The sequence below is a fragment of the Cobetia marina genome (assembly GCF_001720485.1).
In the GTDB taxonomy this organism is placed as follows: domain Bacteria; phylum Pseudomonadota; class Gammaproteobacteria; order Pseudomonadales; family Halomonadaceae; genus Cobetia; species Cobetia marina.
In genome coordinates this window covers 3,471,873-3,495,418 of the sequence record NZ_CP017114.1, presented here as the reverse complement: position 1 = coordinate 3,495,418, position 23,546 = coordinate 3,471,873, and the positions used below count along the sequence as shown (strand labels likewise).

The following is a 23,546-nucleotide window of genomic DNA, read 5'->3' as shown; positions in this document are numbered from 1 at the left end:
TACACTGAAGACAAGAGGGTGACGCTGTCTCGCTGCCGGCGCGGACCTGGAGGCTCGGCATTCGCCGCATGGGATGTCAGCCGCGACGTCACCCGATCAATCGGTGGTCTCCGACGAGAGGCCACTGTCAGGAGTGGATGCATGCCCAACAACGACAATCAGCACGCTGCCGACCCTCGCGCCACCACGGCGGAGCGCCAGCTGGACGCCACTGGCAATCACCGCGTGCTGATCACCGGCACCGGCCTCTACACGCCGGAACATGCCGTCAGCAACGAGGCGCTGGTCGCCTCCTTCAATGCCTGGGTGGCGGCGGACAACGCCGCCAATGCCGAGGCCATCGCTCGGGGCGAGCGCGAGCCGCGTACCGAGTCCAGCGCTGAATTCATCGTCAAGGCCTCGGGTATCCACAGCCGCTACGTGCTGGATGCCGAGGGCATTCTCGACCCTGAGCGCATGCGCCCGCGGCTGCCCGCGCGCGACAATGATCAACCCTCGGTGCAGTGCGAGATGGGCGTGGCGGCCGCGCGTGAGGCGCTGGCCGCGGCGGGCGTGAAGGCCGAGGAACTTGATCTGGTCATCGTGGCCTGCTCCAATCTCGAGCGCCCCTATCCGGCCGTGGCGGTGGAGCTGCAGGCGGCGCTAGAGGCCGGTGGCTATGCCTTTGACATGAACGTGGCGTGCAGCTCCGCCACCTTCGGGATCGAGACCGCGGCCAACGCCATCCGCAGTGGCAGCGCGCAGCGGGTGTTGATGGTCAATCCCGAGATCTGCAGTGCGCATCTGAATTTCCGTGATCGCGACAGTCACTTCATCTTCGGCGATGCCTGCACGGCCGTGGTGCTGGAAGCGGCGGATGTCGCCACGCGCACCGATGGCTTCGAGGTGCTCGGTACGCGACTGGTGACCCGTTTCTCCAACGCGATACGCAACAATTTCGGCTTCCTCAATCGCGCGGCAGTGCTTGAGGATGATGTGGCATCTGCCACGACGCTGGACAGCGCCACGCACCGTGAACAGGCCGATGACAAGCTGTTCATCCAGGAAGGTCGGCGCGTGTTCCGCGAAGTCTGCCCGATGGTGGCCGAGCTGATCACCACGCATCTGGGCGAGATCGAGGCCGATGGCGGTGATCTTGATCGCATGTGGCTGCACCAGGCCAATCGCCACATGAACGACATGATCGCTCGTCGTGTGCTGGGGCGTGATCCGTCGAGCGAGGAAGCGCCGATCATTCTCGACCGCTACGCCAATACCAGCTCGGCGGGGTCGGTGATCGCCTTCCATCTGCATCATGCGGATCTGCCCGCTGGCAGCCTGGGTGTGCTTTGCTCCTTCGGGGCCGGCTACAGTGCGGGAAGCGTGCTGCTGAAACGCTGTGGCTGATTCGCGCTGATGGCGTGCTTGAGCGGATGGCGCACTGGCTCCTGGCGTGAGCGGAACGTATAAAGAAGACCGGACCTGACAGCCATGGATGTGGCAAGGACCGCTGCAGGATTCCAACAGACTTACAGGTGATGCGATGCACATGATCAAGACTTCCCTGCCGGCACTGCTGGCCATGTCTCTGCTGGCCGGTTGTGCCAGTACAGGTGACAGCGAGCCGAATCCCCAGGACCCGTGGGAGGGCTTCAACCGCAACGTCTACACCTTCAATGACACCCTGGATCGCTATGCGCTCAAGCCGGTGGCTCAGGGCTACGATTACGTGACGCCGGAGCTGGTTCAGGATGGCGTGGGCAACTTCTTCTCCAACCTCGGGGAAGTGCGCACCATGTTCAACTCGGTGCTGCAGTGGAAGTGGGCGAATGCCGGGATTTCCACGGGGCGCCTGCTGCTCAATTCCACCGTCGGTATCGGCGGGCTGTTCGATCCGGCCAGCGAGCTTGGCTGGACGGTCGACGAGGAAGATTTCGGTCAGACACTTGCCGTGTGGGGCGCCGGCCAGGGGCCTTACCTCATGTTGCCGCTGTTCGGTCCGAGCACGCTGCGTGACACTGCCGGCATGCCGGTGGATTACTTCAATGATCCGATCAACTACCTCGAGGAAGACAAGGTGCGCTATGGCCTGAAAGCACTGGATCTCGTCGATACCCGTGCCGGTCTGCTCGAGCAGGAGAAGTTGATTCAGGGAGATCGCTACAGCTTCATCCGCGATGCCTATCTGCAGCGTCGCAACTTCGAGATCAACGATGGCAAGCTCGGGGATGATCCCTTCGCCAGCGACAGTTTCGATGATGCGGATCTCGATGGTGCCTTTGCACCGGAAGATGACAGCCAGTAAGGGCTGCCGAGTGTCCTGGCGGCACGTCGAGGCACGCGGATAGCGCGATGGCGAGGCGCCAGGGTCTGGCAGTGGATTGCGGCACGGGACGGGCATGAGAGGTTGGCATGGCGGATGAGCAAGGCAAGCGTCTGTTGATCGGTCTGATCGATCTGGTCGGTTCGCGGCGTGATGCGCTGGCGACGCTGTTGACGGATGAGCGTTGTGCAGTGGCGGCCTGTGACAGCATTGCAACGCTGCCCAGTGGGGTCGCGGTGGTGGTGGCGCATGTCGAGGCCGTGGCCAGTCAGGAGTGGGCGCGTCTCGCCGAGTGCCTGCCCACGGTGGTCGTGGCCGAGAGTCGCGGCGATGAATGCCTGTTGCCCGCGGTGGAGGCGGGGCTGGTGGATTATCTGATCGCCCCGCGTGAGCATGGCTCGGTGTTGCGCAGTCTGCTCAAGCGGGCGGCGGAGCATCACCAGCTCGCGCATGAACACGCCAAGGCCCGCGCGCGTCTCGAGGAGCTCAACGAGCATCTCGAGACGCATCTGGCGATGCTGCGTCAGGACCAGCTGGCCGGTGGGCAGATTCAGCAACGCTTGTTGCCGGAAAGTGGGCAGAGAATCAATGGCATCCGCTATGACTACTGCCTGTCGCCCTCGTTGTATCTGTCGGGAGATTTTCTCGAGTATCAGGCGATCGATGAGCGTTTCAGTCTGTTCTATTTCGCCGATGTCTCCGGGCATGGGGCGTCTTCGGCCTTCGTGACGGTGCTGCTCAAGCTATTGTTCGCGCGTGCGATTCGCCACTGGGAGGAACATACGCCGGAAACCTTCGGTCCTGAATGGCTGGCGTTGCTCAACCGTGAGCTGCTGGACAGTGGCATCGGCAAGCACGCGACCGTGCTGTGCGGTGTGATTGACCGTGAAGCGGCCACACTGCATTACACCCTGGGGGCCCAGCTGCCGATGCCGGTCCTGGTGACTCCGGAGGGTGGGATTCAGGTACTGGAAGGCAGCGGGCGCCCGGTAGGCCTCTTCCCAGGCACCCGCTATCCGGCGTATCGTGTGGCGCTTCCCGCGCGTTTCCGCCTGTGGCTGGCCAGTGATGGTGTGCTGGAGTGCCTGCCGGGCGAGGCGCTGGAGGAACGAACTCAAGCACTGCATCAACGGATACTGAGCAGTGAGGATGTGCAGGGATTGCGCCGCGGTCTGGCACTGGATGGTGAGCTGCCGGATGACCTTACCCTGATGACGCTGACAGGATTCCATGATGGATGAAGGACGTATCCAGGCCGTGTTCGATGACGGCCTGTTCGTGCTCAAGCTGTCGGGTGACGTACGCCTGACACTGTGTGCCACGCTGGACCAGCAGGTTCAACGCGTGGCAGCGGTCGATGGTCTGGAAAGCGTGATCATCGATCTGCGCGAAGCCACCAACATTGACTCCACTGCACTGGGCTTTCTGGCCAAGCTGGCACTGGCCGTGCGGGATCGTCTGATCCTGCCGGCCCAGGTGGTAGCGGCTCACCCTGATGTGATGACCATGCTCAAGGTCATGGGGTTCGATGAGGTGGCCAGTGTCGTGGATGCCAGTCAGCTGGCGGAGGCGGAGCAGGCCGAGCTGGACAGCTCGGGCTGTGATGACGCCACGGCGGAGGTGCCGGTCGAGGGTGGGGCAGAGGCCTCGGCGAGTCAGGAGCAGGCACTGCGCGGCCGTATTCTCGAGGCGCATCGTCTGTTGATGTGTCTCAATGGCCACAATCGCCTGCAGTTCCAGCCCTTGATCGAGCTTCTGGAAAGCGAGGAGCAGCGCCAGCCGCATTGACGATGCGGGGTGTCGCCTGAACGCAAGAGCGCCTGCCGTGATTCACGGCAGGCGCTCTTCGTTGCTGCGCCAGAAACACGCCCTTGCTCGACAAGGGCGTGTTCTCGACGTCATGCTCAGTGGCTGCGCAGTTCGGCCAGCAGTGACTCGAGCTTGCGCTGATCCGCCATGAACTTGCGGATGCCTTCGCCCAGCTTCTCGGTGGCCATGGCATCTTCGTTCATGTCCCAGCGGAAGTTGGACTCGGTCAGCACTTCCGGCACGTTGCGCTCGGCATCGGCGGCCTGCAGACGACGCGCCAGCGGGCCCGTGCTTTCGGCCAGCTCACCCAGCAGCGCCGGAGAGATGGTCAGGCGGTCGCAACCGGCCAGGGCTTCGATTTCCCCGGTGTTGCGGAAGCTGGCGCCCATCACGATGGTCTTGTAGCCGTGACCCTTGTAGTGCTCGTAGATGGCCTTGACGGACTTCACGCCCGGGTCGTTGTCGCCGCTGAAATCGGCATCCGGCTGGTTGGCCTTGTGCCAGTCGAGGATACGGCCGACGAAGGGCGAGATCAGCGTCACGCCGGCATCAGCGCAGGCCTGGGCCTGGGCGAAGCTGAACAGCAGCGTCAGGTTGGTACGGATGCCTTCACGCTCGAGCTTCTCGGCGGCACGAATGCCTTCCCAGGTGGAGGCGGTCTTGATCAGGATGCGCTCCTGACCGACGCCATTGGCGGCGTAGCGCTCGATGATGCGATGCGCGCGACGGATGGTCTCGTCGGCATCGAAGGACAGGCGGGCGCTGACTTCGGTGGAGACATAGCCCGGTACCAGACCGGCGATCTCGGTGCCGATATCCACGGCCACGGCGTCCACGGCATCGTCGATGTCGGTGGCCTTGCGCGCGACCTCGGTCAGGCGCTCGCGACGCGACGGGTCCTGGGCGGCCTGCAGGATCAGCGACGGGTTGGTGGTAGCATCTGTGGGCGCGAAGCGACGAATCGCCTCGAGGTCACCGGTGTCGGCGACAACGGTGGTCATGTCCTTGAGTTGGGAGAGCTTGTCCTGTGCCATGCAAGAGTTTCCTGTACTGAGCGCGGGTCGTCCGATGACGACCTTCATGAAAAGGGAAGACGTGAAGGTCTGGGCTACGAAGCGGGAACGACATGGCCAGAGCCTCGACGATGATACTCCATCGGCCGTACCGCGGGGATGTCGTCGCTGTCGGTGTGAACATGATCACATGGATGTGACAACTTCTTCACGTTCGTTACCTCAACTGTATCAATTGTATGGCGGCGCGCCCACTGTCGCGGTCTACCGGCAGATGTGTCCGCTCATGCCTGCGACAGGCTGGCACCGAGGTGTCGGGGACCCAAGGAAGGTGAGGGAGCCGGTGAGCGGGCCGATGCCGGCACCTGGGTCCATGACGTGCCGCATCGTGAAGGATTCTTCAGCAGGCGCATGATCGCGCCGTTATCGTGAAACTCTCGGGAGGGGATGTGGACAAGCGTCAAACCCGTCAGCTGGCCTTGCTGGTCGCTGCCAACACCGCACTGGCCCCCTTGGCCATCGATGCCTATCTGCCGGCATTGCCGGCCATGGCGGAAGCGCTCGACACCAGCGTCCATCATACGGAGCTGTCGCTGTCGATCTTCCTGCTCGGCTTCTCGCTGGGGCAGTTGATCTTCGGGCCGCTGTCGGACCGCATCGGCCGCAAGCCGGTGTTGCTCTCCGGGATCTTCGTCTTCCTGCTGGCGAGTCTGGCGATCACCCAGGTCGACAGTCTCGAAGGCCTCTATGCGTTGCGATTCGTGCAGGCGCTGGGCGGCGGGGCCTCGGTGGTGAATTCCTCGGCGATCGTGCGTGACTGCTTCAGCGGGCGCGAGGCGGCCAAGGTGCTCTCGACCGTCGCGGTGATCATGATGCTGGCACCGCTGATCGCCCCGGCGATCGGCAGTCTGCTGCTGGGCTTGGCGGGCTGGTGGCTGATCTTCGCCTTCCTGGCCGCCTATGCCGCCTTCCTGCTGGTCGTGCTGCCTTTCCGGCTGCCGGAGACACGCCGCCATCGCGAAGCGGATGAGCCTCCGGCCAGCATCGCGCAGGTCGCTCGCGATTATGTCAGCGTGATGCGCCATGGCCCGGCGATGGGCTATGCCATTACCCAGGCGATGGGCTTCGGTGGCATGTTCGCCTTCATCACCGCCTCCCCGTATGTCTACATGGAGCACTTCGGTGTCACCGCCTCCTGGTACCCGGCGCTGTTCGGGGCCAACATCCTGTTCATGTTCACCGCCAATCGCCTCAACGTGCGCCTGCTGTCACGCATGTCGCCTCCACGGCTGCTGCGCATCGGGATCGGTATCCAGCTGCTCGCGGCCTGTCTGCTGGTGCTGGCATTGGCGCTGGGGCTGGATCATCTGGCGCTGATGGCACCCTTGTTGATGCTCTTCGTCGGGGCCAACGGCATGGTCGCTCCCAATGCGATTTCTTCCGCGCTCGAGTACTTCCCCCGTATCAGCGCCACCGCCAACGCCCTGATCGGCAGCCTGCAATTCGCCAGTGGCGCCTTGATCGGCATGCTGATCGCAGGGCTGGCGCTGGACAGCCTGTGGCCGATGATCCTCGGCATGCTGGGCACGGCGCTGGTCAGCAATATCCTGCTGCGCGTGCTGGCGGGGCGTCGCGCCCTGGCGCGTCATGCCGCCCCCTCGGACTGAGGGTCATTGATCACACGGCGACTCGCGATGACTGTCACACGGTTGTCATGAATGCTTGGCAAAGTGCTCCTCGTAGACAAGAAGCCAACCTCAAGGCTCATTCTTTTCGCAAGGAGTTTCAGGCATGAAGGCGTTCCTCAAGTCAGGTCTCGCAGTCGCTGTTCTCGCCGCATCCGTCGGTGCAGCAGAAGCCCGTGAACAGCTGCGCATCGTCGGCTCTTCCACGGTCTATCCGTTCTCCAGCTATGTGGCAGAAGAGCTGGGTGCCACCAGCGACTTCCCGACGCCGGTCATCGAGTCCACCGGTTCCGGTGGCGGCATGAAGCTGTTCTGTGAAGGGGTCGGGGACAGCACGCCGGACATCACCAACGCTTCCCGCCGCATGAAGACGTCCGAGTTCGAGCGCTGTGAAGAGAATGGCGTGACCGACATCACCGAAGCGATGATCGGCTTCGATGGCATCGCCTTCGCTCAGGCGGTCGGTGATGGCGACATCAACCTGACGCGTGAGCAGATCACCCTGGCGGTCGCCGCTCAGGTGCCGGTCGATGGCAAGCTGGTCGACAACCCCTACACCAAGTGGTCCGAGATCGATTCCTCCCTGCCGGATCGCAAGATCACCGTCTATGGTCCGCCTTCCACGTCCGGTACGCGTGATGCCTTCGAAGAGCTGGTGATGGAAGTCTCCACCGAAGAGATGGAAGGCTACGGCGGTGAGGGTTACACCAACATCCGTCAGGACGGCCACTACATCGCGGCGGGTGAGAACGACAACCTGATCATCCAGAAACTGGTCGAGAACACCGATGCCTTCGGTATCTTCGGCTACTCCTTCCTGGAAGAGAACGCCGACAAGGTCGTCGGTGCCTCCATCGATGGCGTCCTGCCGGAAGCCGATGCCATCTCCTCCGGTGAGTACCCGGTGTCCCGCTCGCTGTTCTACTACGTGAAGAACCAGCACAAGGATGACGTGCCGGCGCAGCAGGCCTACAACGACCTGTTCATGAGCGAGAAGATGATCGGTGAGCTGGGCTACCTGAAGGGCATCGGCCTGATTCCCTTGCCCAAGGATGAGCGTGAAGCCCTGCGTGAGCAGGTGAAGAACCGCACCAAGCTGACCCTGGCTGACCTCAAGAAGTAACTGACGCAGCTGACCCACGACGCGGCCGGTTGCCATTGGCAGCCGGCCCGTTTGCATGACGGTCCGCAGGGATATCGGACAGGCAAGTTGCCTTCACTTTGCGGATAACGCGACTCCGGGACTCGAAAGATGCAGACTCAGCAGATCTTTCTCTTCTTCATTGGCATCGTGGCGCTGTCTGGCCTGATTGCCTTCTTCGTCGGCCGAGGCAAGGCGCAGAAGGTGCGTGCCAGCGGGGCAGAGATGTACGCCCAGCCGGATCAATACGGTTGGTTCACCGCCATCTCCTGTGCCGGCCCGGCACTGCTGGTCGGACTGGCCGCCGTACTGGCGATCGCCACGGCCGGGGTATCCATCGAGGGCGCCGAGCTGCTGGCTGCCAGCCTCGTCGTCGCAGGTGTCGGCATGCTCATCGGTCTGGCGCTGGTGAAGCCTGATTTTCACGCGCGCAATGCGATCGAGACATTGATTCGTTATGTGCTGATCGGGGCGGCGATGATCTCCATCGTCACGACGTTCGGCATTCTGGCTTCCATCATCTTCGAAGCCATCCGCTTCTTCCAGATGGAAAGCTTCTGGACCTTCATCACCGGCACCACCTGGGACCCGGGCAACAGCTTCCAGCTGGCAGCCGGCCGTGGCGAGGGCGTCGAGAGCACCGCCAACTTCGGGGCGGTTCCGCTGTTCGCCGGTACCTTCATGATCACCCTGATCGCCATGCTGGTGGCCATTCCCATCGGCCTGCTGGCGGCGGTCTACATGTCGGAATTCGCCCCGGAGCGCGTGCGTACCGTGGCCAAGCCGGTGCTGGAAGTGCTCGCCGGTATCCCGACCGTCGTCTATGGCTTCTTCGCCGCCATCACCGTGGCACCGCTGATCGTCGACATCTTCTCGCCGCTGGGTATCGAGGCGTCCTACAACAATGCTCTGGCGCCGGGACTGGTCATGGGCATCATGATCATTCCCTTCATCTCCTCACTGTCGGATGACGTCATCACCTCCGTGCCGGACACCATGCGTCAGGGATCTCTGGCGCTGGGCATGACCCAGGGCGAGACCATCCGCAATGTCATCCTGCCGGCCGCGCTGCCGGGCATCATCTCGGCGTCACTGCTGGCCATGTCGCGTGCGCTGGGCGAGACGATGATCGTGGTGATGGCGGCGGGCATGCGTCCGAATCTGACCGCCAACCCGCTGGAAGACATGACCACCGTGACGGTGCGTATCGTTGCCGCGCTGACGGGAGACCAGGAATTCGCGAGTGCCGAGACATTGTCCGCCTTCGCGCTGGGTCTGGTGCTGTTCGTCGTCACCTTGCTGCTGAACATGGTCTCGGTGGTTCTCATCCGCCGCTTCCGTGAGAAGTACAGCGCCAACAATCTGTGAGGCCGAGACAAGACATGAGCCATTCCTTCGACGATATCTCGGCCCAGCTCAAGGGCCGTCATCGCCGCACTCAGCGCCTGAAGTACATGTCCATGGCGGCGCTGGCCCTGGCGGCAACCTTCCTGGTGGTGTTCATCGGCGACATGCTGATGCGCGGCTATCCGGCCTTCCAGCAGGCGGAGCTCAAGGTACCGGTCACCTACAGCGAGCAGTCACGCGAGATTCCGCTGGCGGCGGTGGAAGAGGATGTGCGTGAGCTGGTCAGCCGCGGCTGGCTGCGTCAGCTGCCACGCGAGATGAAGGCCAACCCGGAGCTGCTGGGCCAGACCCTCGAGACCTGGGTGATCGCGGACGACCGGGTGGATCAGTACCTCAAGGGCCACAAGGCGCATCTCAAGCCCAAGCAGATCGCCGTACTGGATCGCATGGTCGAGAACGGCACGGCCGAGCTCAAGTTCAACATCAACTTCTTCACCACCGGTGATTCCAAGATGCCGGAATATGCCGGTATCTGGTCGGCGGCGATGGGCACGATCCTGACGTTGCTGGTCACTCTGGCCTTCGCCTTCCCGGTCGGCGTGCTGACCGCGGTCTACCTGGAGGAGTTCGCGCCGGACAATCGCCTCACCCAGGCGATCGAGATCAACATCAACAATCTGGCGGCGGTGCCGTCGATCCTGTTCGGTCTGCTGGGCCTGGCGATCTTCATCAACTTCTTCGGCATGCCGCGCTCGTCCCCGCTGGTCGGTGGTCTGACGCTGGGGCTGATGACGCTGCCGGTGATCATCATCACCACCCGCTCCGCACTGCGCAGCGTGCCGGACACCATTCGTCAGGCAGCCTTCGGCGTTGGCTGCTCGCGCTGGCAGGTCGTGCGGGATCACGTTCTGCCGCTGTCATTGCCGGGTATCCTGACGGGTTCCATCATCGGTCTGGCGCAGGCGATGGGGGAAACCGCTCCCTTGATCATCGTCGGCATGGTGGCCTTCATTCCGGATGCACCGACCTCCATCACCCAGGCGGCCACCGTGCTGCCGGCCCAGATCTTCACCTGGGCAGGTGAGCCGGAACAGGCCTACGTCGAGCGGACTGCGGCGGGCATCCTGGTGCTGCTGTCAGTGCTGATCTTCCTCAACGCCGCAGCCGTCATGCTGCGCAAGAAATTCGAGCGTCGCTGGTAGGTCGGTGGATCACGTCCCGCCGAGGCGGGACGCACGACATGACCAGACCCACGACTGAACAAGGAATACGAGACATGAACAGCACCGTCGCCACCCCCGCCAAGCCTGTCGCCATGGCACGCCCCGGCACACCGATCGTGACCAACGAAGAGGCCAATCATGAGCTGGCCATCCGTGTGGAAGACCTCAACCTGTGGTACGGCGAGAAGCAGGCGCTGAAGAACATCAACATCGACATCTTCCAGAAGAATGTCACCGCGTTGATCGGGCCGTCCGGGTGCGGCAAGTCGACCTTCCTGCGCTGCCTGAATCGCATGAATGACCTGATCCGCAGCGTGCGCATCGAGGGTCTGGTCGAGATGGACGGGCGTGACGTCAATGCCCGCAACATGGATGAAGTGGCACTGCGTCGCCGTGTTGGCATGGTGTTCCAGAAGCCGAACCCGTTCCCCAAGTCCATCTATGACAACATCGCCTATGCGCCGACCATGCACGACCTGGTCAGCCGTCGTGCCGACAAGGACGATCTGGTCGAGAGCGCGCTGCGTGATGCCGGCCTGTGGGAAGAGGTGAAGGACATTCTGGATCAGCCGGGCACCTCGCTGTCCGGTGGTCAGCAGCAGCGTCTGTGCATCGCGCGTGCGATCGCGGTCAAGCCGGACGTCATCCTGATGGATGAGCCGACCTCGGCGCTGGACCCGATTTCCACCGCGACCATCGAAGACCTGATGGACAAGCTGAAGACCCAGTTCTCCATCGTGACCGTGACCCACAACATGCAGCAGGCGGCGCGTGTCGCCGATTACACCGCCTTCTTCCACATGGGCGAGCTGATCGAGTACAACGACACCAAGACGATGTTCTCCAATCCGCACACCAAGAAGGCCGAGGACTACATCACCGGTCGCTATGGCTGAGGACTGGCGCCGTCTCGGCGCGAATGATTCCCGAAGATGACAGAAGGCCCGGATCATGGATCCGGGCCTTCTGTCGTGTCTGGCGCTTGTCATGTCAGACGTGCTGGAACGCGAGGTCGGCTCAGCCCCCGTTCCCGGCTCAGCCTTCCAGTTCGACGGCGATCGCGGTGGCCTCACCGCCGCCGATGCACAGTGCCGCGATGCCGCGCTTCTTGCCGCGCCGTTCCAGCGCATTGATCAGGGTGACGATGATGCGTGATCCGGTGGAGCCCACCGGGTGACCCTGGGCGCAGGCTCCCCCGAAGACATTGACCTTGTCGTGCGGGATGTCGTGGGCATCCATCGCCAGCAGTGTCACCACGGCGAAGGCCTCGTTGATCTCGAACAGATCGACATCCTCGGTGGTCCACTCCAGTCGCTTCATCAGCGAATCGATGGCCCCGATGGGGGCCAGCGTGAATTCGCTGGGGTGCTGGGAGTGGGTGCTGTGACCGAGGATACGGGCCTTGACGGCCAGGCCACGACGCTCGGCCTCATCACGTCGGGTCAGCACCAGGGCCGAGGCACCGTCAGAGATGGAGCTGGCATTGGCGGCAGTGATGGTGCCGTCCTTGGCAAATACCGGACGCAGCGTGGGAATCTTGTCGAGGTTGGCCTGGAAGGGTTGTTCATCCTGCTCGACGAGACTCTCGCCCTTGCGACTCTTGACCGTCACCGGCGCGATTTCCGGGGCGATGTCGCCGGCCTCGGTGGCGGCCATGGCGCGCTTGAGTGATTCGATGGCGAAGTCATCCATGCGCTGACGATCGTAGCCACGCGCATCGGCCACTTCCTGGGCGAACACGCCCATCAGCTTGCCGGTCTCGGCGTCCTCCAGGCCATCGAAGAACATGTGGTCCTTCAGTTCTCCATGTCCGAGGCGATAGCCGCCGCGTGCCTGGGTGAGCAGGTGCGGGGCATTGGACATCGATTCCATGCCACCCGCCAGCATGATGCGGTTGGTGCCGGCACGGATCAGGTCGTGCGCGAGCATGGTGGCTTTCATGCCGGAACCGCACAGCTTGTTGATGGTGGTCGCGCCGATGTTGTCCGGGACTCCGGCCTGGCGCATGGCCTGACGTGCCGGGCCTTGCTTGACGCCTGCCGGCAGTACGCAGCCGAAGATGCCCTCATCGATATCGGCGGGTGTCAGGCCTGAGCGTTCGATGGCGGCCTTGATGGCCACGGCGGCGAGCTGCGGTGCGCTGAGGCTGGAAAGCGAGCCCTGCAACCCGCCCATCGGCGTGCGCGCCCCGGACAGGATCACGATGTCGTCAGCGGCGGTGGTGGGGCTTGGCGTGGTGCGGGAAGCGGTCGTCATGACGGTCTCCAGTGTCTTGTTATTGGAAGATCACCTGTGGCGTTCGGCGTTGTGATCACTGCGTGGCTGTGCTTTGATCCATTCAATCCCATAAACCAAGCAAGCGCTAGTTATACGATGAATGTAGCCACCGCCTCACCCCGTCGCAAGGAGCTGGTACGCATCGCCGCCCGTCTGTTCGTGGAGGAGGGCTTCGATCGCACCACCGTTCGCATGTTGGCCCAGGAAATGGGCATCAAGTCCGGCAGCCTGTTCCATCACTTCGCTGACAAGCAGGAAATCCTGTGCGCGGTGATCGAGGAGGGCATGTTCAGCGCACTGGCCATCGCGCGTGAGCATCTCGCGCGGCTGGAAGCCGGCATAGCCCCCGCATCACGGCATCAGCAGGCGCGAGATCGCTTGCTGGCATTGGCGCGGGCGCATCTGGAAACCCTGCTGACGGACCGCAATGCGCATGTCGTGGCGCTCTACGAATGGCGTCGCCTCGAGCAAGCCTCGCGGGAGCATCTCGTGCATCTGCGTGACGAGTATGAAGCCCTGTGGCGCGACGCCATCGAGGCGGCCGTCGACGCGGGACTGCTCAAGGGAGACGCTCTGCTTCTGCGCCAGTTCATGCTGGGGGCGCTCAACTGGAGCGTACGCTGGTACCGTCCCGAGGGTGAGCGTTCCCCGGATGAGCTGGCCGAGGCGCTGGTCGACAGCCTGTGTCGTCTTCCCTGAGCGAGCGACCGCTACACAGCGTCCGTTACACGGCGTCTGCTACACAGCGTCCGTTACACGGCGTCTGCTACACAGCGTCCGTTACACGGCGTCTGCTACACAGCGTCTGTTACACGGCGTCTGTTACACGGCGTCTGCAACTTTCGGCCAGTCGAGCGCCACAATGCTTGCCGCACGACAGGCTTGTCGCTAACTTGACGTTTACGTTAACTGTAGATGGACTGACGCCCAGCCATCTCGATCCGCCCCGGAGCGCCACTCAGGAGCCAGTCACGCCATGACGCCAAGCGATACAACAACAAACCGCACGTCACGCGCCGCCTCTGCTGCATATGTCGCTACATCTGACGAACCTGCGAATTCATCCGCCATGCAACCGGCTGCCAGCCAGACGCTGAGCGAGTATCTGGAACATTTCGACATCGACGCGTTGCGCGATGAACTCCTGACGTCCTCCGGGCAAGGGCACATGGGCAATGCCTTTGACGCCTGCATCGGTCGGCACCTGCGCGCCGGGCAGGGCGAGCGCATCGCTCTGGTCCACGAGGATGAGCATGGCAAGGTACGCACGCTCAGCTACGCCGAACTGGATCTCGAGAGTGCTCGCATGGCCACGGCGCTGGCTGCGCAGGGCGTCGGACCCGGCGAGCGCGTGGCCTGCATGCTGTCGCGTACGCCTGAGCTTCTGATCGCGCTGGCCGCCACCTGGCGATTGGGCGCCATCTATCAGCCGCTGTTCACGGCCTTCGGAACGGATGCGCTCGCCTACCGTCTGTCGCGCGCCGAGACCAGTGTCGTGATCACCGAGTCCGGTCAGCGTGCCAAGTTCAGGGCGCTTGCGAGCCATCCACCGATCATCTGCGTGCGCGGGGAGGGGGAGGCACTGGATGAGGGGGATCTGGACTGGCAGGCCCTGATGCAAAGCGAGCCCCTGGCGCAACCGCCCGTACAATTGCCGAGTGATGCGCCCTTTCTGCAGATGTTCACCTCCGGCACGGTCGGCAAGCCCAAGGGGGTGGCGGTGGCACTCAATGCGCTGCCGGCCTTCTGGCTCTATCAGCGGCTGGCAGTGGATCTGCGACCCGGCGAGCGCTTCTGGAACATGGCCGACCCCGGTTGGGCCTACGGGCTTTACTACGGGATCACGGCACCTCTGTTGCTGGGTGCCACCACCTACTTCATGCAAGCTCCCTTCAGCGCGCAGGGCGGGCTGGACTTCCTGCAGCGCCACGCCATCGACAACTTCGCGGCGGCGCCCACGGCCTATCGGATGCTCAAGGCCTCCGGGCTCGGGGAGGGGGCCTTCGAGCGCCTGACGCTGCGCGTGGCGAGCTCGGCCGGCGAGCCGCTCAATACCGAGGTGGTGGGCTGGGTCGCCCGTGAGCTTGGCTGCACGGTGATGGATCACTACGGTCAGACCGAAGTCGGCATGGTCTGCTGCAATCATCATGCTCTGGCGCATGAGGTGGTCATCGGCAGCGTCGGCTTCCCCTTGCCCGGCTATCGCCTGGCCGTGCTGGACGCCGAATACCGGGAGCTTGCGCCCGGTGAACCGGGCGTGCTGGCGGTGGATATCGCCAATTCCCCCGCCTATTTCTTCTCCGGCTATACCTGGCAGGAGAAACAGCCCTGTGTCGAAGGCTATTACCTGACCGGGGATGTGGTCGTCGCGGAGCCTGATGGTCGCTTCACCTTCGCCGGCCGTGACGACGACATCATCACCACCTCGGGTTATCGGGTCGGCCCGGCGGATGTCGAGAACGCCATCCTTGCCCATCCCGCCGTCGCGGAGTCCGCGGCGGTCGGCAAGCCGGATGACCTGCGCGGCGAGATCATCAAGGCCTACGTGGTGCTGCGCGACGGACATGTCGGGGATGAAGCCCTCGCCGAGGCAATACGCAGCGAAGTGCGCCAGCGGCTATCAGGCCACAGCTATCCCCGCGAGATCAGCTTCGTGGACCACCTGCCCAAGACACCCTCGGGCAAGATCCAGCGATTCCTGCTGCGCGCCGAAGCTCGCGAGGAGTGAGACCCGCGGCTGCCGCTACGCCCCTTGCGGGCTGCCGCAGGATGATCGTCATTGAACGACCCGGCAGCGGATGCGCCGGGTGCCATCTGGAGAGTCATGCATGAAGATTGCCGAGCACTGCTTCCTGATCACGGGTGCCGCCTCCGGCCTGGGGGCTGCCACAGCGGACCGTCTGGTGGCCGCCGGTGGACGCGTCGTACTGGCTGACATCTCCGAGGCCGCACGCGAGCATGCCGCGGCACTCGGTGCGTCGGCACGCTTCTGTCATTGCGATATCACCGATTCCGCGAGCGTGAGCGCGGCGCTGGATGTCGCCGAGCAGAGCTTCGGAGCCCTTCATGGCGTGATCCACTGCGCGGGCGTGGTGAGCGTCGCCAAGCTGGTGGATCGCGAGGGGGAACCGGCGCCGCTGGAAGGGTTCGAGAAGACCCTGGCCATCAATCTGAGCGGTACCTTCAACGTGGCGCGTCTCGCGGCGGCCCGCATGGCGCGCAATGTGGCCGAGGGGGAAGACGGAGAGCGCGGCATCATTCTCAACACCGCTTCGGTCGCGGCCTTCGATGGCCAGATAGGGCAATGTGCCTACAGTGCTTCCAAGGCCGGGGTGGCAGGCATGACCCTGCCGATGGCACGCGAACTGGCGCGTCACGGCATTCGCGTGATGGCGATTGCCCCTGGCGTGTTCGAGACACCGATGATGGCAGGCATTCCGGAGCCTGCTCGCGAGGCGCTGTGCGAGGCCGTTCCGTTTCCCAAGCGCCTGGGGCGGCCCGATGAATTCGCTCGCCTGGCCGAACACATCATCACCAACGGCATGCTCAATGGGGAAGTGATCCGTCTCGACGGCAGCATCCGCATGGCCTGAGCCTGCCGTCTCGCGATCACGCACGACGACCTGAAAGCAAGGAATCTCTGGGGGAGATATTGCTCGACCACATGAGTGGTCGGGCTTTTTTGTGTCCGCGTGCCACCAATGTCTCACGGCCACGATCAAACGATCGCTTGACTGACGATCGGGGTGGCGCTAATTTCAAACGAATGTTTGATAGTGGTCGGGTCGATCCCGCGAAAGGATCCCGCTGCCACGCCCCCATTCATGTGCATAGCCACCATTTCCCGCTTTCAGATGCTCGGAAGTGGCTGTGTCAGGTCATCGCCGCCGCGTCGCGACGGCACAAGGAGTACAGCATGCCCGACTATCAGGCGCCCTTGCGCGATATTCGCTTCGTGATGAATGAGCTGCTCGACTACCCCGCGCATTACGCCCGCCTGCCGGGTGGCGAAGATGCCAGTGATGACATCGTCAGCGCGATTCTCGAGGAAGGGGCACGCTTTGCCAACGAGGTGCTGACGCCGCTCAACCAGTCGGGCGATCTCGAGGGCTGTACCTTCGAGGGGGGAGAGGTGAAGGCGCCGCGTGGCTTCAAGGCCGCCTATCAGCAGTATGTCGAGGGCGGTTGGCCGAGTCTGGCAGCCTCACCGGAGCATGGTGGCCAGGGCCTGCCGCCGTCTCTGGCGATGGTGCTCTCGGAAATGGTCGCCTCCGCCAACCTCTCGTGGGGCATGTATCCGGGGTTGTCACATGGCGCGATGAACGCCCTTGAGCACCATGGCAGCGAGGTGCTCAAGCAGACCTATCTGACCAAGCTGGTCGAAGGCCGCTGGACCGGCACCATGTGTCTGACCGAACCGCACTGTGGCACGGATCTGGGGCTGATCAAGACCCGCGCCGTGCCACTGGATGACGCCGATGGCAGCAAGGGGTACGCCATCAGCGGTACCAAGATCTTCATCTCCGCCGGCGAACACGATCTCTCGGAGAACATCGTGCATCTGGTGCTGGCCAAGTTGCCGGACGCGCCGGAAGGCTCACGCGGCATCTCGCTGTTCGTGGTGCCGAAGTTCCTGCCGGATGCCAGTGGCGAGGCCGGAGAGCGCAACGGTGTCAGCTGTGGCTCCATCGAGCACAAGATGGGTATTCACGGCAACGCGACCTGCGTGATGAACTTCGACTCCGCGATCGGTTATCTGGTCGGCCCGCCGCACAAGGGGCTGGCCTGCATGTTCACCATGATGAATGCCGCGCGGCTTGGCGTGGGCATCCAGGGCGTGGCGCTGGCCGAGGCCAGCTTCCAGAATGCGCTGAGCTATGCGCGGGACCGTCTGCAGATGCGAGCTCTCTCGGGGGCCAAGGCGCCGGAGAAGGCAGCCGACCCGATCATCGTGCACCCGGACGTACGGCGCATGCTGCTGACCCAGAAGGCCATCGCCGAGGGCGGACGCATGCTGGTGATGTACGCCGCCCAGCTCAATGATCTTGTCGAGAATGCGCCGGACAGCGAAGAGAAGACTCGTGCCGACACGCTGTTGGGCCTGCTGACGCCCATCGTCAAGGCCTTCCTGACCGAGACCGGCTTCGAGGCGACCAACCATGGGGTGCAGGTGTTCGGTGGCCACGGCTTCATCCAGGAGTGGGGCATGGAGCAGTTCGTGCGCGATGCGCGCATCACGCTGCTCTATGAAGGCACCACCGGTATCCAGGCGCTGGACCTGCTGGGACGCAAGATCCTGATGAGCCAGGGCGAGTCGCTCAAGGTCTTCACCAAGGAGATCCACAAGTTCTGTCAGGCCAGCGAAGGCAGCGAATTTGCCTCGCCACTTGCGGAGCTCAACCGCGAATGGGGTGAGCTGACCATGGCGGTGGGCATGGGAGCGATGCAGGACCGCGAGGCGGTCGGTGCTGCCAGTGTCGATTATCTGATGTATGCCGGTTACGTCACGCTGGGCTACCTGTGGGCGCGTGCCGGTGAGACCGCCAGGGCAGCGCTGGCATCTGGCACGGGGGACGCGACCTTCTACCAGGCCAAGCTGGATACCGCACGCTTCTACTTCCAGCGCATCCTGCCGCGTACCCAGGGGCATGCCGCGATGATTCGTGCCGGCGGCGAGACGCTGATGGCACCTGCGGTGGAGGGCTTCGGCAGCGGGTTCGAGATCTGATCTCACGTCCACACGCTGAATTCGGTCTGTTTGTCAGGCAATCATGTGCCTCCAGTCAGTGCGCTCTGACTCGGATTTCTCGGGGAGACTTCGGTCTCCCCTTTTTTGTGGCGGGTCATTCCTGCACGGGGTCGCGCCGGTCTGCAGAACATTCTCTTCTCTTTGTGTCCCGCGCTTGGCTTGTGACGGTCAGACGCCCAAGATAGTCGCAGTGACAGCCTGTCCCGCCCAGTGCGCGGGAGATGACATGCGGGACTCAATTTGCAGTAACTGACAGGATAGGTGGCGCAGGATGCAGGCTAACGATACCCCTGAAGAGGCCGCGCAGGAGTCAGGGCGGTCCTCCCGCTCTGAGCAGGCCTCATCGAGGCCCGAAGTGCCGAGCAGTGAGGGCGGCGACGACGCGCATGACATGATGGTGGGTGAGCCGAGCAGTGTCAGCGAAGGCACTTCCGCCGAGGAGGCCGTGGCACGCATGCAGGTGCCGCGAGACGAGCGTCAGCAGGAAGCGCTGGAGCTTTCCGGGCGTTCTCGCCATGTCCCCAAGGTCCGCAAGGCGCTGGAGATCCATCCGCTGCTGGTCGGCATGGCCGCGCTGGTGGTGATCATCGGTGGCCTCAAGATGGCGGCAGACCTGGTGGTCCCCCTGCTGATGGCGGTGTTTGTCGCGGCGGTCTGTGATGCGCCGGTGCGCTGGCTGGCCCGACACGGCATCGGCCAGCGTTTCGGGGTGCCCATCGTCATCCTGACGGTCTGCATCCTGTTTTCCTCGCTGGCGGCCTTGCTGGTCTCACGCTTCACCCTGTTCAGCGATGAGATGCCCAAGCTGGAGGAAAGTCTGCGGGAGCAGTATCAGAGCATGCTGGAATGGCTGGCAGGCCACGGCGTCTCCATCGCGCCGGCGCGCTTCAGTGAGCTGGTGGATCCGGCATCGCTGACGCAATGGGTGCCCAACCTGCTCACCGGGCTGGGCGGTCTGCTGTCTTCCAGTGTCATCATCGTGCTGACGGCCACCTTCCTGTTGTACGAAGCCCTGTCGCTGCGCGACAAGCTGATCACCACTCTGCGCAGCCCGCATGTCAGCCTGCGCCGCTTTACGCTGTTCTCGTTGACGCTGCGACGTTATCTGGCGGTCAAGACGTTGATCAGTCTGGTGACCGGTGCGCTGGTCGGCATCAGCTGTCTGGCACTGGATGTGGAGTTCGCCTTCCTGTGGGCCACGCTGGCCTTCTGCCTCAACTACATTCCCAATATCGGGTCGGCGCTGGCCGCGGTGCCGGCAGTATTGCTGACGCTGGTGATGCCGGAGGGTGGGGCGGTCAAGGCGTTGATGCTGGGCGGCTGCTACCTGGCGATCAATTTCATTCTCGGGAACATGATCGAGCCGCGCGTGATGGGGCGGACGCTGGGGCTGTCGACACTGGCCGCCTTCCTGTCACTGGTGGTGTGGGGCTGGGTGTTCGGCCCGGTGGGGATGCTGTTGTCGGTGCCGATCACCATGACGCTCAAGATCGCCTTCGACTCGCACCCGGGCACGCGCTGGGCGGCACGCCTGCTGGGACCCTCCGCCAGACGCATTCGACGTCGCCGACGCATGGCGGAGGAATAGCGCGTCGGCAAGGCGTGTCTTCGCGGGCTCGATGAGCCCGCGCCCCCCTGAATGCAGAAGGGAATGCAGAAGGCCCCGTCACGTTGAGCGTGACGGGGCCTTCTGGTGTTCATCTCGTGTCTGGTGACTGCCGGGGCAGCCACCTTCGAGCGGACCGGTTTAGAGGTTCTGCTCGATGAACTGGCTCAGTTGTCCCTTGGACTGGGCACCGACCAGCGAGGCGACCTTGGCGCCGGACTTGAACAGGATCACGGTCGGCACGCCACGCACGCCTTGCTCGGCGGCGATTTCCGGTGCGTCATCGACATTGACGTTGACGATCTTCAGGCCTTCGCCCTTCTCGTTGGCGACTTCCTCGACGACCGGCGCCATCATCTTGCACGGGCCACACCAGGGCGCCCAGAACTTCAGCAGTACCGGGGCTTCAGCGTTGAGAACTTCCTGTTCGAAGTTGGCGCCGGTGACATCGACGTGATTGGACATCTTGTTTCTCCAGGGGATTCGTTTCGCTGTCTGCGGCATTGCCGGACATGCAGGCTGCGTCCGATGGTAGCGCCACTTTCCATCACTGACAAATGGGCATTGTCCATCGACTCAATAGCACGGGGTTATGATCGTTGGTATTTTTATAGCTGTTTTATTGGTTGGAGGGAATAGCCACGCAGCAGGCAATCACGATTGCCTGCTGCGACATTGGTCTGGATTACGCGTGCAGCAGCAAAGGAAGGGCGGGGTCAGAAGAAGGCGTAGCGGATGCCAAGCCCCAGCAGCAGGGTGGTGAGCAGCCCCTGCAACAGGCTGCCGGGCATGTGGCGCGTCAGGCGTGCGCCAAGGCTGATGGCAGGCAGGGAGCCGACCAGCAATGCGCCGAGCAGCAGGAAATCGACATTGCCCAGCCATAGATGCCCCAGGCCTGCGACCAGTGTCAGTGGCACGGCGTGGGCGATATCGGTGCCGACGATGCGTGCGGTGCTCAGAAGCGGGAACAGCATGATCAGCACGGCCGCCCCGAAGGCACCGGCGCCGACGGAGGACAGGGTGACGCATACGCCCAGCACGATGCCCGACAGCACGGTCAGCGGTGCCGCATGCCGCACGATGAAGCTTTCCGGACTGATCAGGCCCAACAGGCGTTTCTTGAACAGCAGCACGCCGGCGGTGAGGATCAACATCACGCCCAGCATGCCCTTGATCAGGCCTGCGTAGGCGGTGGGGTCCGTGAAGAAGGCATGCAGCACGCCGATGGTCACCAGCGCGGCGGGGATGGAGCCCAGGGCCAGGCGACGGGTGATGGTCCAGTCCACATGCCCCTGGCGATGGTGCGCGAAGGCACCGCCGGCCTTGGTGATGGCGGCGTAAAGCAGATCGGTACCGACCGCGACATGCGGCGGAAAGCCGAACATCAATAGCAGCGGTGTCATCAGTGAGCCACCGCCCACGCCGGTGACACCGACCGCAAAGCCCACTCCGGCGCCTGCCAGTACGTATAGCAGCAGCTGTGTGACATCCATCCCTTGTCTACCCCTTGTCAGGTTACTGCCGTCAATCTACTCTTGACTGTATATTCCCGAAAGGAATCATTGTTCATGATTTTATCGCCCGATCATCTTAGCAGGGTGAACGGCCATGTCCGGGCCACTGTCGCGCTCTCCCGCGTCGACGGGGCTTCTCAGGAGAGTGAAGTCGCATGAAACTCCAGCAGTTGCGTTACATCTGGGAAGTGACCCGACACAATCTGAACGTGTCAGCGACCGCTCAGAGCCTCTATACCTCACAGCCGGGGATCTCCAAGCAGATTCGTCTGCTGGAGGATGAGCTGGGCGTCGAGATCTTCGCGCGCAGTGGCAAGCATCTGACGCGCGTGACGCCGGCGGGTGAGTCGATCGTCGAGCTGGCAAGCCAGGTGCTGCGTACGGTGGAGAACATCAAGCATGTCGCGCAGGAACACAGCGATGATCGCCGTGGCAGTCTGGCGATCGCCACCACCCACACCCAGGCACGCTATGCCCTGCCGCCGGTAATCGCCGATTTCACGCGCAAGTACCCGGATGTCGCGTTGCACATGCAGCAGGGCACCCCGAAGCAGATCGCCAACATGGTCAGTGAGGGGCAGGCCGATTTCGCCATCTGCACCGAGTCGCTGGAGCTGTTCAACGACCTCATCCTGCTGCCGTGCTACCGCTGGAATCGCTGCGTGCTGGTGCCGAAGAATCATCCGCTGGCCAATGGCGAGGAGCTGACCCTCGAGACACTGGCCAGCTATGCGCTGGTCACCTACACCTATGGCTTCACCGGGCGCAGCCAGCTGGATGATGCTTTCAAGTCACATGGCCTGGCACCCAATGTCGTGCTGACCGCCTCGGATGCCGATGTCATCAAGACCTATGTGCGCCTGGGCATGGGCATCGGCATCGTCGCGCACATGGCGGTGGACGAGGTGGCGGACGAGGACCTGGTGGCGCTGGATGCGACGCATCTCTTCGACAGCTCGACGACCAAGATCGGCATTCGTCGCGGCACCTTCATGCGCAGCTACATGTTCGAATTCGTCGAACGCTTCGCGCCGCACCTGACACGCGATCGTGTCGAGGCGGCACTGGCCGCCGGCCCGCGCCACGAGCACGAGATCTTCCACGATATCGAGCTGCCGGTGCGCTGAGTGCCGGTGCGCTGAGTGCCGCTCGCCTGATCTGCCATTGCGCAAATGAAAACGCCCGCCTCCTGAGAGGCGGGCGTTTTGCGTGTGGCCGACAGTATCAGTGCGCCAGGTGCAGGCCACACTCACGGTTGTCTTCCGCCTTGGTCGGGTCGACGTAGTCGAACTCGTTGGGCAGGTCGTGGGCGACCAGATACTCGTGCATCTGCTTGGAGGACCAGTGGAGCACCGGTGCGACCTTGATCAGGCCATCTCCGTTCAGCGAGACCGGCTGCATGCCGGCACGGAAGGCGGTGTCACTGGCGCGCACGGCGGTGAACCACATCTCGGGGTTCAGCTCACGCAGGGCACGCTCGAAGGGCTCGAGCTTCACTTCACGGGTGAAGGCTTCGTGGCGCGGGTCATCGATATGCGGCGTGAGGCCATCGACGGCTTCACGGTGCGCGCGGGTACGCTGCGGCAGATAGATGATGCGATTCAGATTCAGCTTGCGCGTCACCTCATCGGCGAAACGATAGGTGGCATCGGTGTTGTAGCCGTTGTCCATCCACACGATGGGGATGTCAGGACGGAAGCGCGTCACCATGTGCAGGATCACCGCCTCGAAGGGGCGGAAGTTGGTGGTGCAGATGGCGTGCTTGTCCAGCGACAGAGCCCAGCGAGTCAGGGCTTCGGGGTCGTTGCCGAATTCGGCATTGATGCGGGCGAGATCGAAGGTATCGGACATGAGGAGTCTCCAGAACGAGGGCACGTCCG

The 23,546-nt window shown here is 63.3% G+C and carries 20 protein-coding genes; 15 read left to right on the top strand and 5 right to left on the bottom strand.

The features are described 5' to 3' along the window. Positions 1-141 precede the first annotated feature (141 nt). The 4 genes from BFX80_RS14760 (at position 142) to BFX80_RS14745 (ending at position 4,090) form a co-directional block, all read left to right on the top strand. Positions 142-1,386 (top strand): beta-ketoacyl-ACP synthase III, encoded by a 1,245-nt coding sequence (locus BFX80_RS14760; protein ID WP_084209292.1) that lies wholly within the window; start codon positions 142-144, stop codon positions 1,384-1,386. A 142-nt stretch (positions 1,387-1,528) separates the two neighbouring features. Continuing rightward, the gene (locus BFX80_RS14755) at positions 1,529-2,284 is read left to right on the top strand and encodes an MlaA family lipoprotein (RefSeq protein ID WP_240499592.1); all 756 of its coding nucleotides are present in this window, start codon (positions 1,529-1,531) and stop codon (positions 2,282-2,284) included. A 107-nt stretch (positions 2,285-2,391) separates the two neighbouring features. Next, positions 2,392-3,543 carry a PP2C family protein-serine/threonine phosphatase gene (locus BFX80_RS14750; protein ID WP_084209291.1) on the top strand — a complete coding sequence of 384 codons (1,152 nt, stop codon included), beginning with the start codon at positions 2,392-2,394 and terminating at the stop codon, positions 3,541-3,543. Further along, positions 3,536-4,090: an STAS domain-containing protein gene (locus tag BFX80_RS14745; protein ID WP_084209290.1), complete on the top strand. Its 555-nt coding sequence runs from the start codon at positions 3,536-3,538 to the stop codon at positions 4,088-4,090. Before BFX80_RS14750 ends, BFX80_RS14745 begins: the two co-directional genes overlap by 8 nt. Before the next feature lie 116 nt (positions 4,091-4,206). On the opposite strand, the gene tal is transcribed toward BFX80_RS14745, so the two are convergent. Beyond that, entirely contained in the window at positions 4,207-5,145 is a 939-nt protein-coding gene (gene tal / locus BFX80_RS14740; protein WP_077379279.1) for a transaldolase, read from the bottom strand. Between the two features lie 428 nt (positions 5,146-5,573). On the opposite strand from tal, the gene BFX80_RS14735 reads away from it, so the two are divergent. The 5 genes from BFX80_RS14735 (at position 5,574) to pstB (ending at position 11,416) form a co-directional block, all read left to right on the top strand. Then, positions 5,574-6,791, top strand: coding sequence for a Bcr/CflA family multidrug efflux MFS transporter (locus tag BFX80_RS14735; protein ID WP_077379283.1), 1,218 nt, complete (start codon positions 5,574-5,576; stop codon positions 6,789-6,791). A gap of 124 nt (positions 6,792-6,915) precedes the next feature. Further along, on the top strand, positions 6,916-7,932 hold the full coding sequence (locus BFX80_RS14730; protein WP_077379285.1) for a substrate-binding domain-containing protein: 1,017 nt from the start codon (positions 6,916-6,918) through the stop codon (positions 7,930-7,932). 129 nt (positions 7,933-8,061) lie between these two features. Beyond that, positions 8,062-9,318 (top strand): phosphate ABC transporter permease subunit PstC, encoded by a 1,257-nt coding sequence (pstC, locus tag BFX80_RS14725; RefSeq protein WP_077379287.1) that lies wholly within the window; start codon positions 8,062-8,064, stop codon positions 9,316-9,318. Positions 9,319-9,332: 14 nt separating this feature from the next. Then, entirely contained in the window at positions 9,333-10,499 is a 1,167-nt protein-coding gene (pstA, locus tag BFX80_RS14720) for a phosphate ABC transporter permease PstA (protein ID WP_077379289.1), read from the top strand. 113 nt (positions 10,500-10,612) lie between these two features. Next, a complete protein-coding gene (gene pstB / locus BFX80_RS14715) occupies positions 10,613-11,416 on the top strand; it encodes a phosphate ABC transporter ATP-binding protein PstB (protein ID WP_077379425.1) in 804 nt (267 codons plus the stop codon). A gap of 139 nt (positions 11,417-11,555) precedes the next feature. Here the strand turns inward: pstB and BFX80_RS14710 are convergent, their stop codons facing one another. After that, complete coding sequence (locus BFX80_RS14710) at positions 11,556-12,776, bottom strand: acetyl-CoA C-acyltransferase (protein ID WP_084209289.1); 1,221 nt, start codon at positions 12,774-12,776, stop codon at positions 11,556-11,558. A 117-nt stretch (positions 12,777-12,893) separates the two neighbouring features. Here BFX80_RS14710 and BFX80_RS14705 point away from each other — a divergent pair, with 117 nt between their 5' ends. From BFX80_RS14705 to BFX80_RS14685, 5 genes are all read left to right on the top strand, one after another. Beyond that, positions 12,894-13,496: a TetR/AcrR family transcriptional regulator gene (locus BFX80_RS14705; protein WP_084209288.1), complete on the top strand. Its 603-nt coding sequence runs from the start codon at positions 12,894-12,896 to the stop codon at positions 13,494-13,496. A 370-nt stretch (positions 13,497-13,866) separates the two neighbouring features. After that, positions 13,867-15,525, top strand: a complete 1,659-nt coding sequence (locus BFX80_RS14700; RefSeq protein WP_084209287.1) for an AMP-binding protein — start codon at positions 13,867-13,869, stop codon at positions 15,523-15,525. A 100-nt stretch (positions 15,526-15,625) separates the two neighbouring features. Continuing rightward, positions 15,626-16,390: an SDR family NAD(P)-dependent oxidoreductase gene (locus BFX80_RS14695; RefSeq protein ID WP_084209286.1), complete on the top strand. Its 765-nt coding sequence runs from the start codon at positions 15,626-15,628 to the stop codon at positions 16,388-16,390. A gap of 323 nt (positions 16,391-16,713) precedes the next feature. Beyond that, positions 16,714-18,525, top strand: coding sequence for an acyl-CoA dehydrogenase C-terminal domain-containing protein (locus tag BFX80_RS14690; protein ID WP_084209285.1), 1,812 nt, complete (start codon positions 16,714-16,716; stop codon positions 18,523-18,525). A gap of 376 nt (positions 18,526-18,901) precedes the next feature. Beyond that, positions 18,902-20,134, top strand: coding sequence for an AI-2E family transporter (locus BFX80_RS14685; RefSeq protein WP_240499591.1), 1,233 nt, complete (start codon positions 18,902-18,904; stop codon positions 20,132-20,134). Between the two features lie 159 nt (positions 20,135-20,293). Here BFX80_RS14685 and trxA read toward each other — a convergent pair whose 3' ends face one another. Together trxA and BFX80_RS14675 are read right to left on the bottom strand one after the other, a co-directional pair. Further along, the gene (trxA, locus tag BFX80_RS14680; RefSeq protein WP_043333971.1) at positions 20,294-20,617 is read right to left on the bottom strand and encodes a thioredoxin; all 324 of its coding nucleotides are present in this window, start codon (positions 20,615-20,617) and stop codon (positions 20,294-20,296) included. 251 nt (positions 20,618-20,868) lie between these two features. Next, a complete protein-coding gene (locus BFX80_RS14675) occupies positions 20,869-21,645 on the bottom strand; it encodes a sulfite exporter TauE/SafE family protein (RefSeq protein ID WP_077379302.1) in 777 nt (258 codons plus the stop codon). Between the two features lie 176 nt (positions 21,646-21,821). Here BFX80_RS14675 and cysB point away from each other — a divergent pair, with 176 nt between their 5' ends. Further along, a complete protein-coding gene (gene cysB / locus BFX80_RS14670; RefSeq protein WP_084209284.1) occupies positions 21,822-22,793 on the top strand; it encodes an HTH-type transcriptional regulator CysB in 972 nt (323 codons plus the stop codon). 97 nt (positions 22,794-22,890) lie between these two features. Here the strand turns inward: cysB and BFX80_RS14665 are convergent, their stop codons facing one another. Beyond that, entirely contained in the window at positions 22,891-23,517 is a 627-nt protein-coding gene (locus BFX80_RS14665; protein ID WP_077379306.1) for a phosphoadenosine phosphosulfate reductase domain-containing protein, read from the bottom strand. Positions 23,518-23,546: the final 29 nt, after the last annotated feature.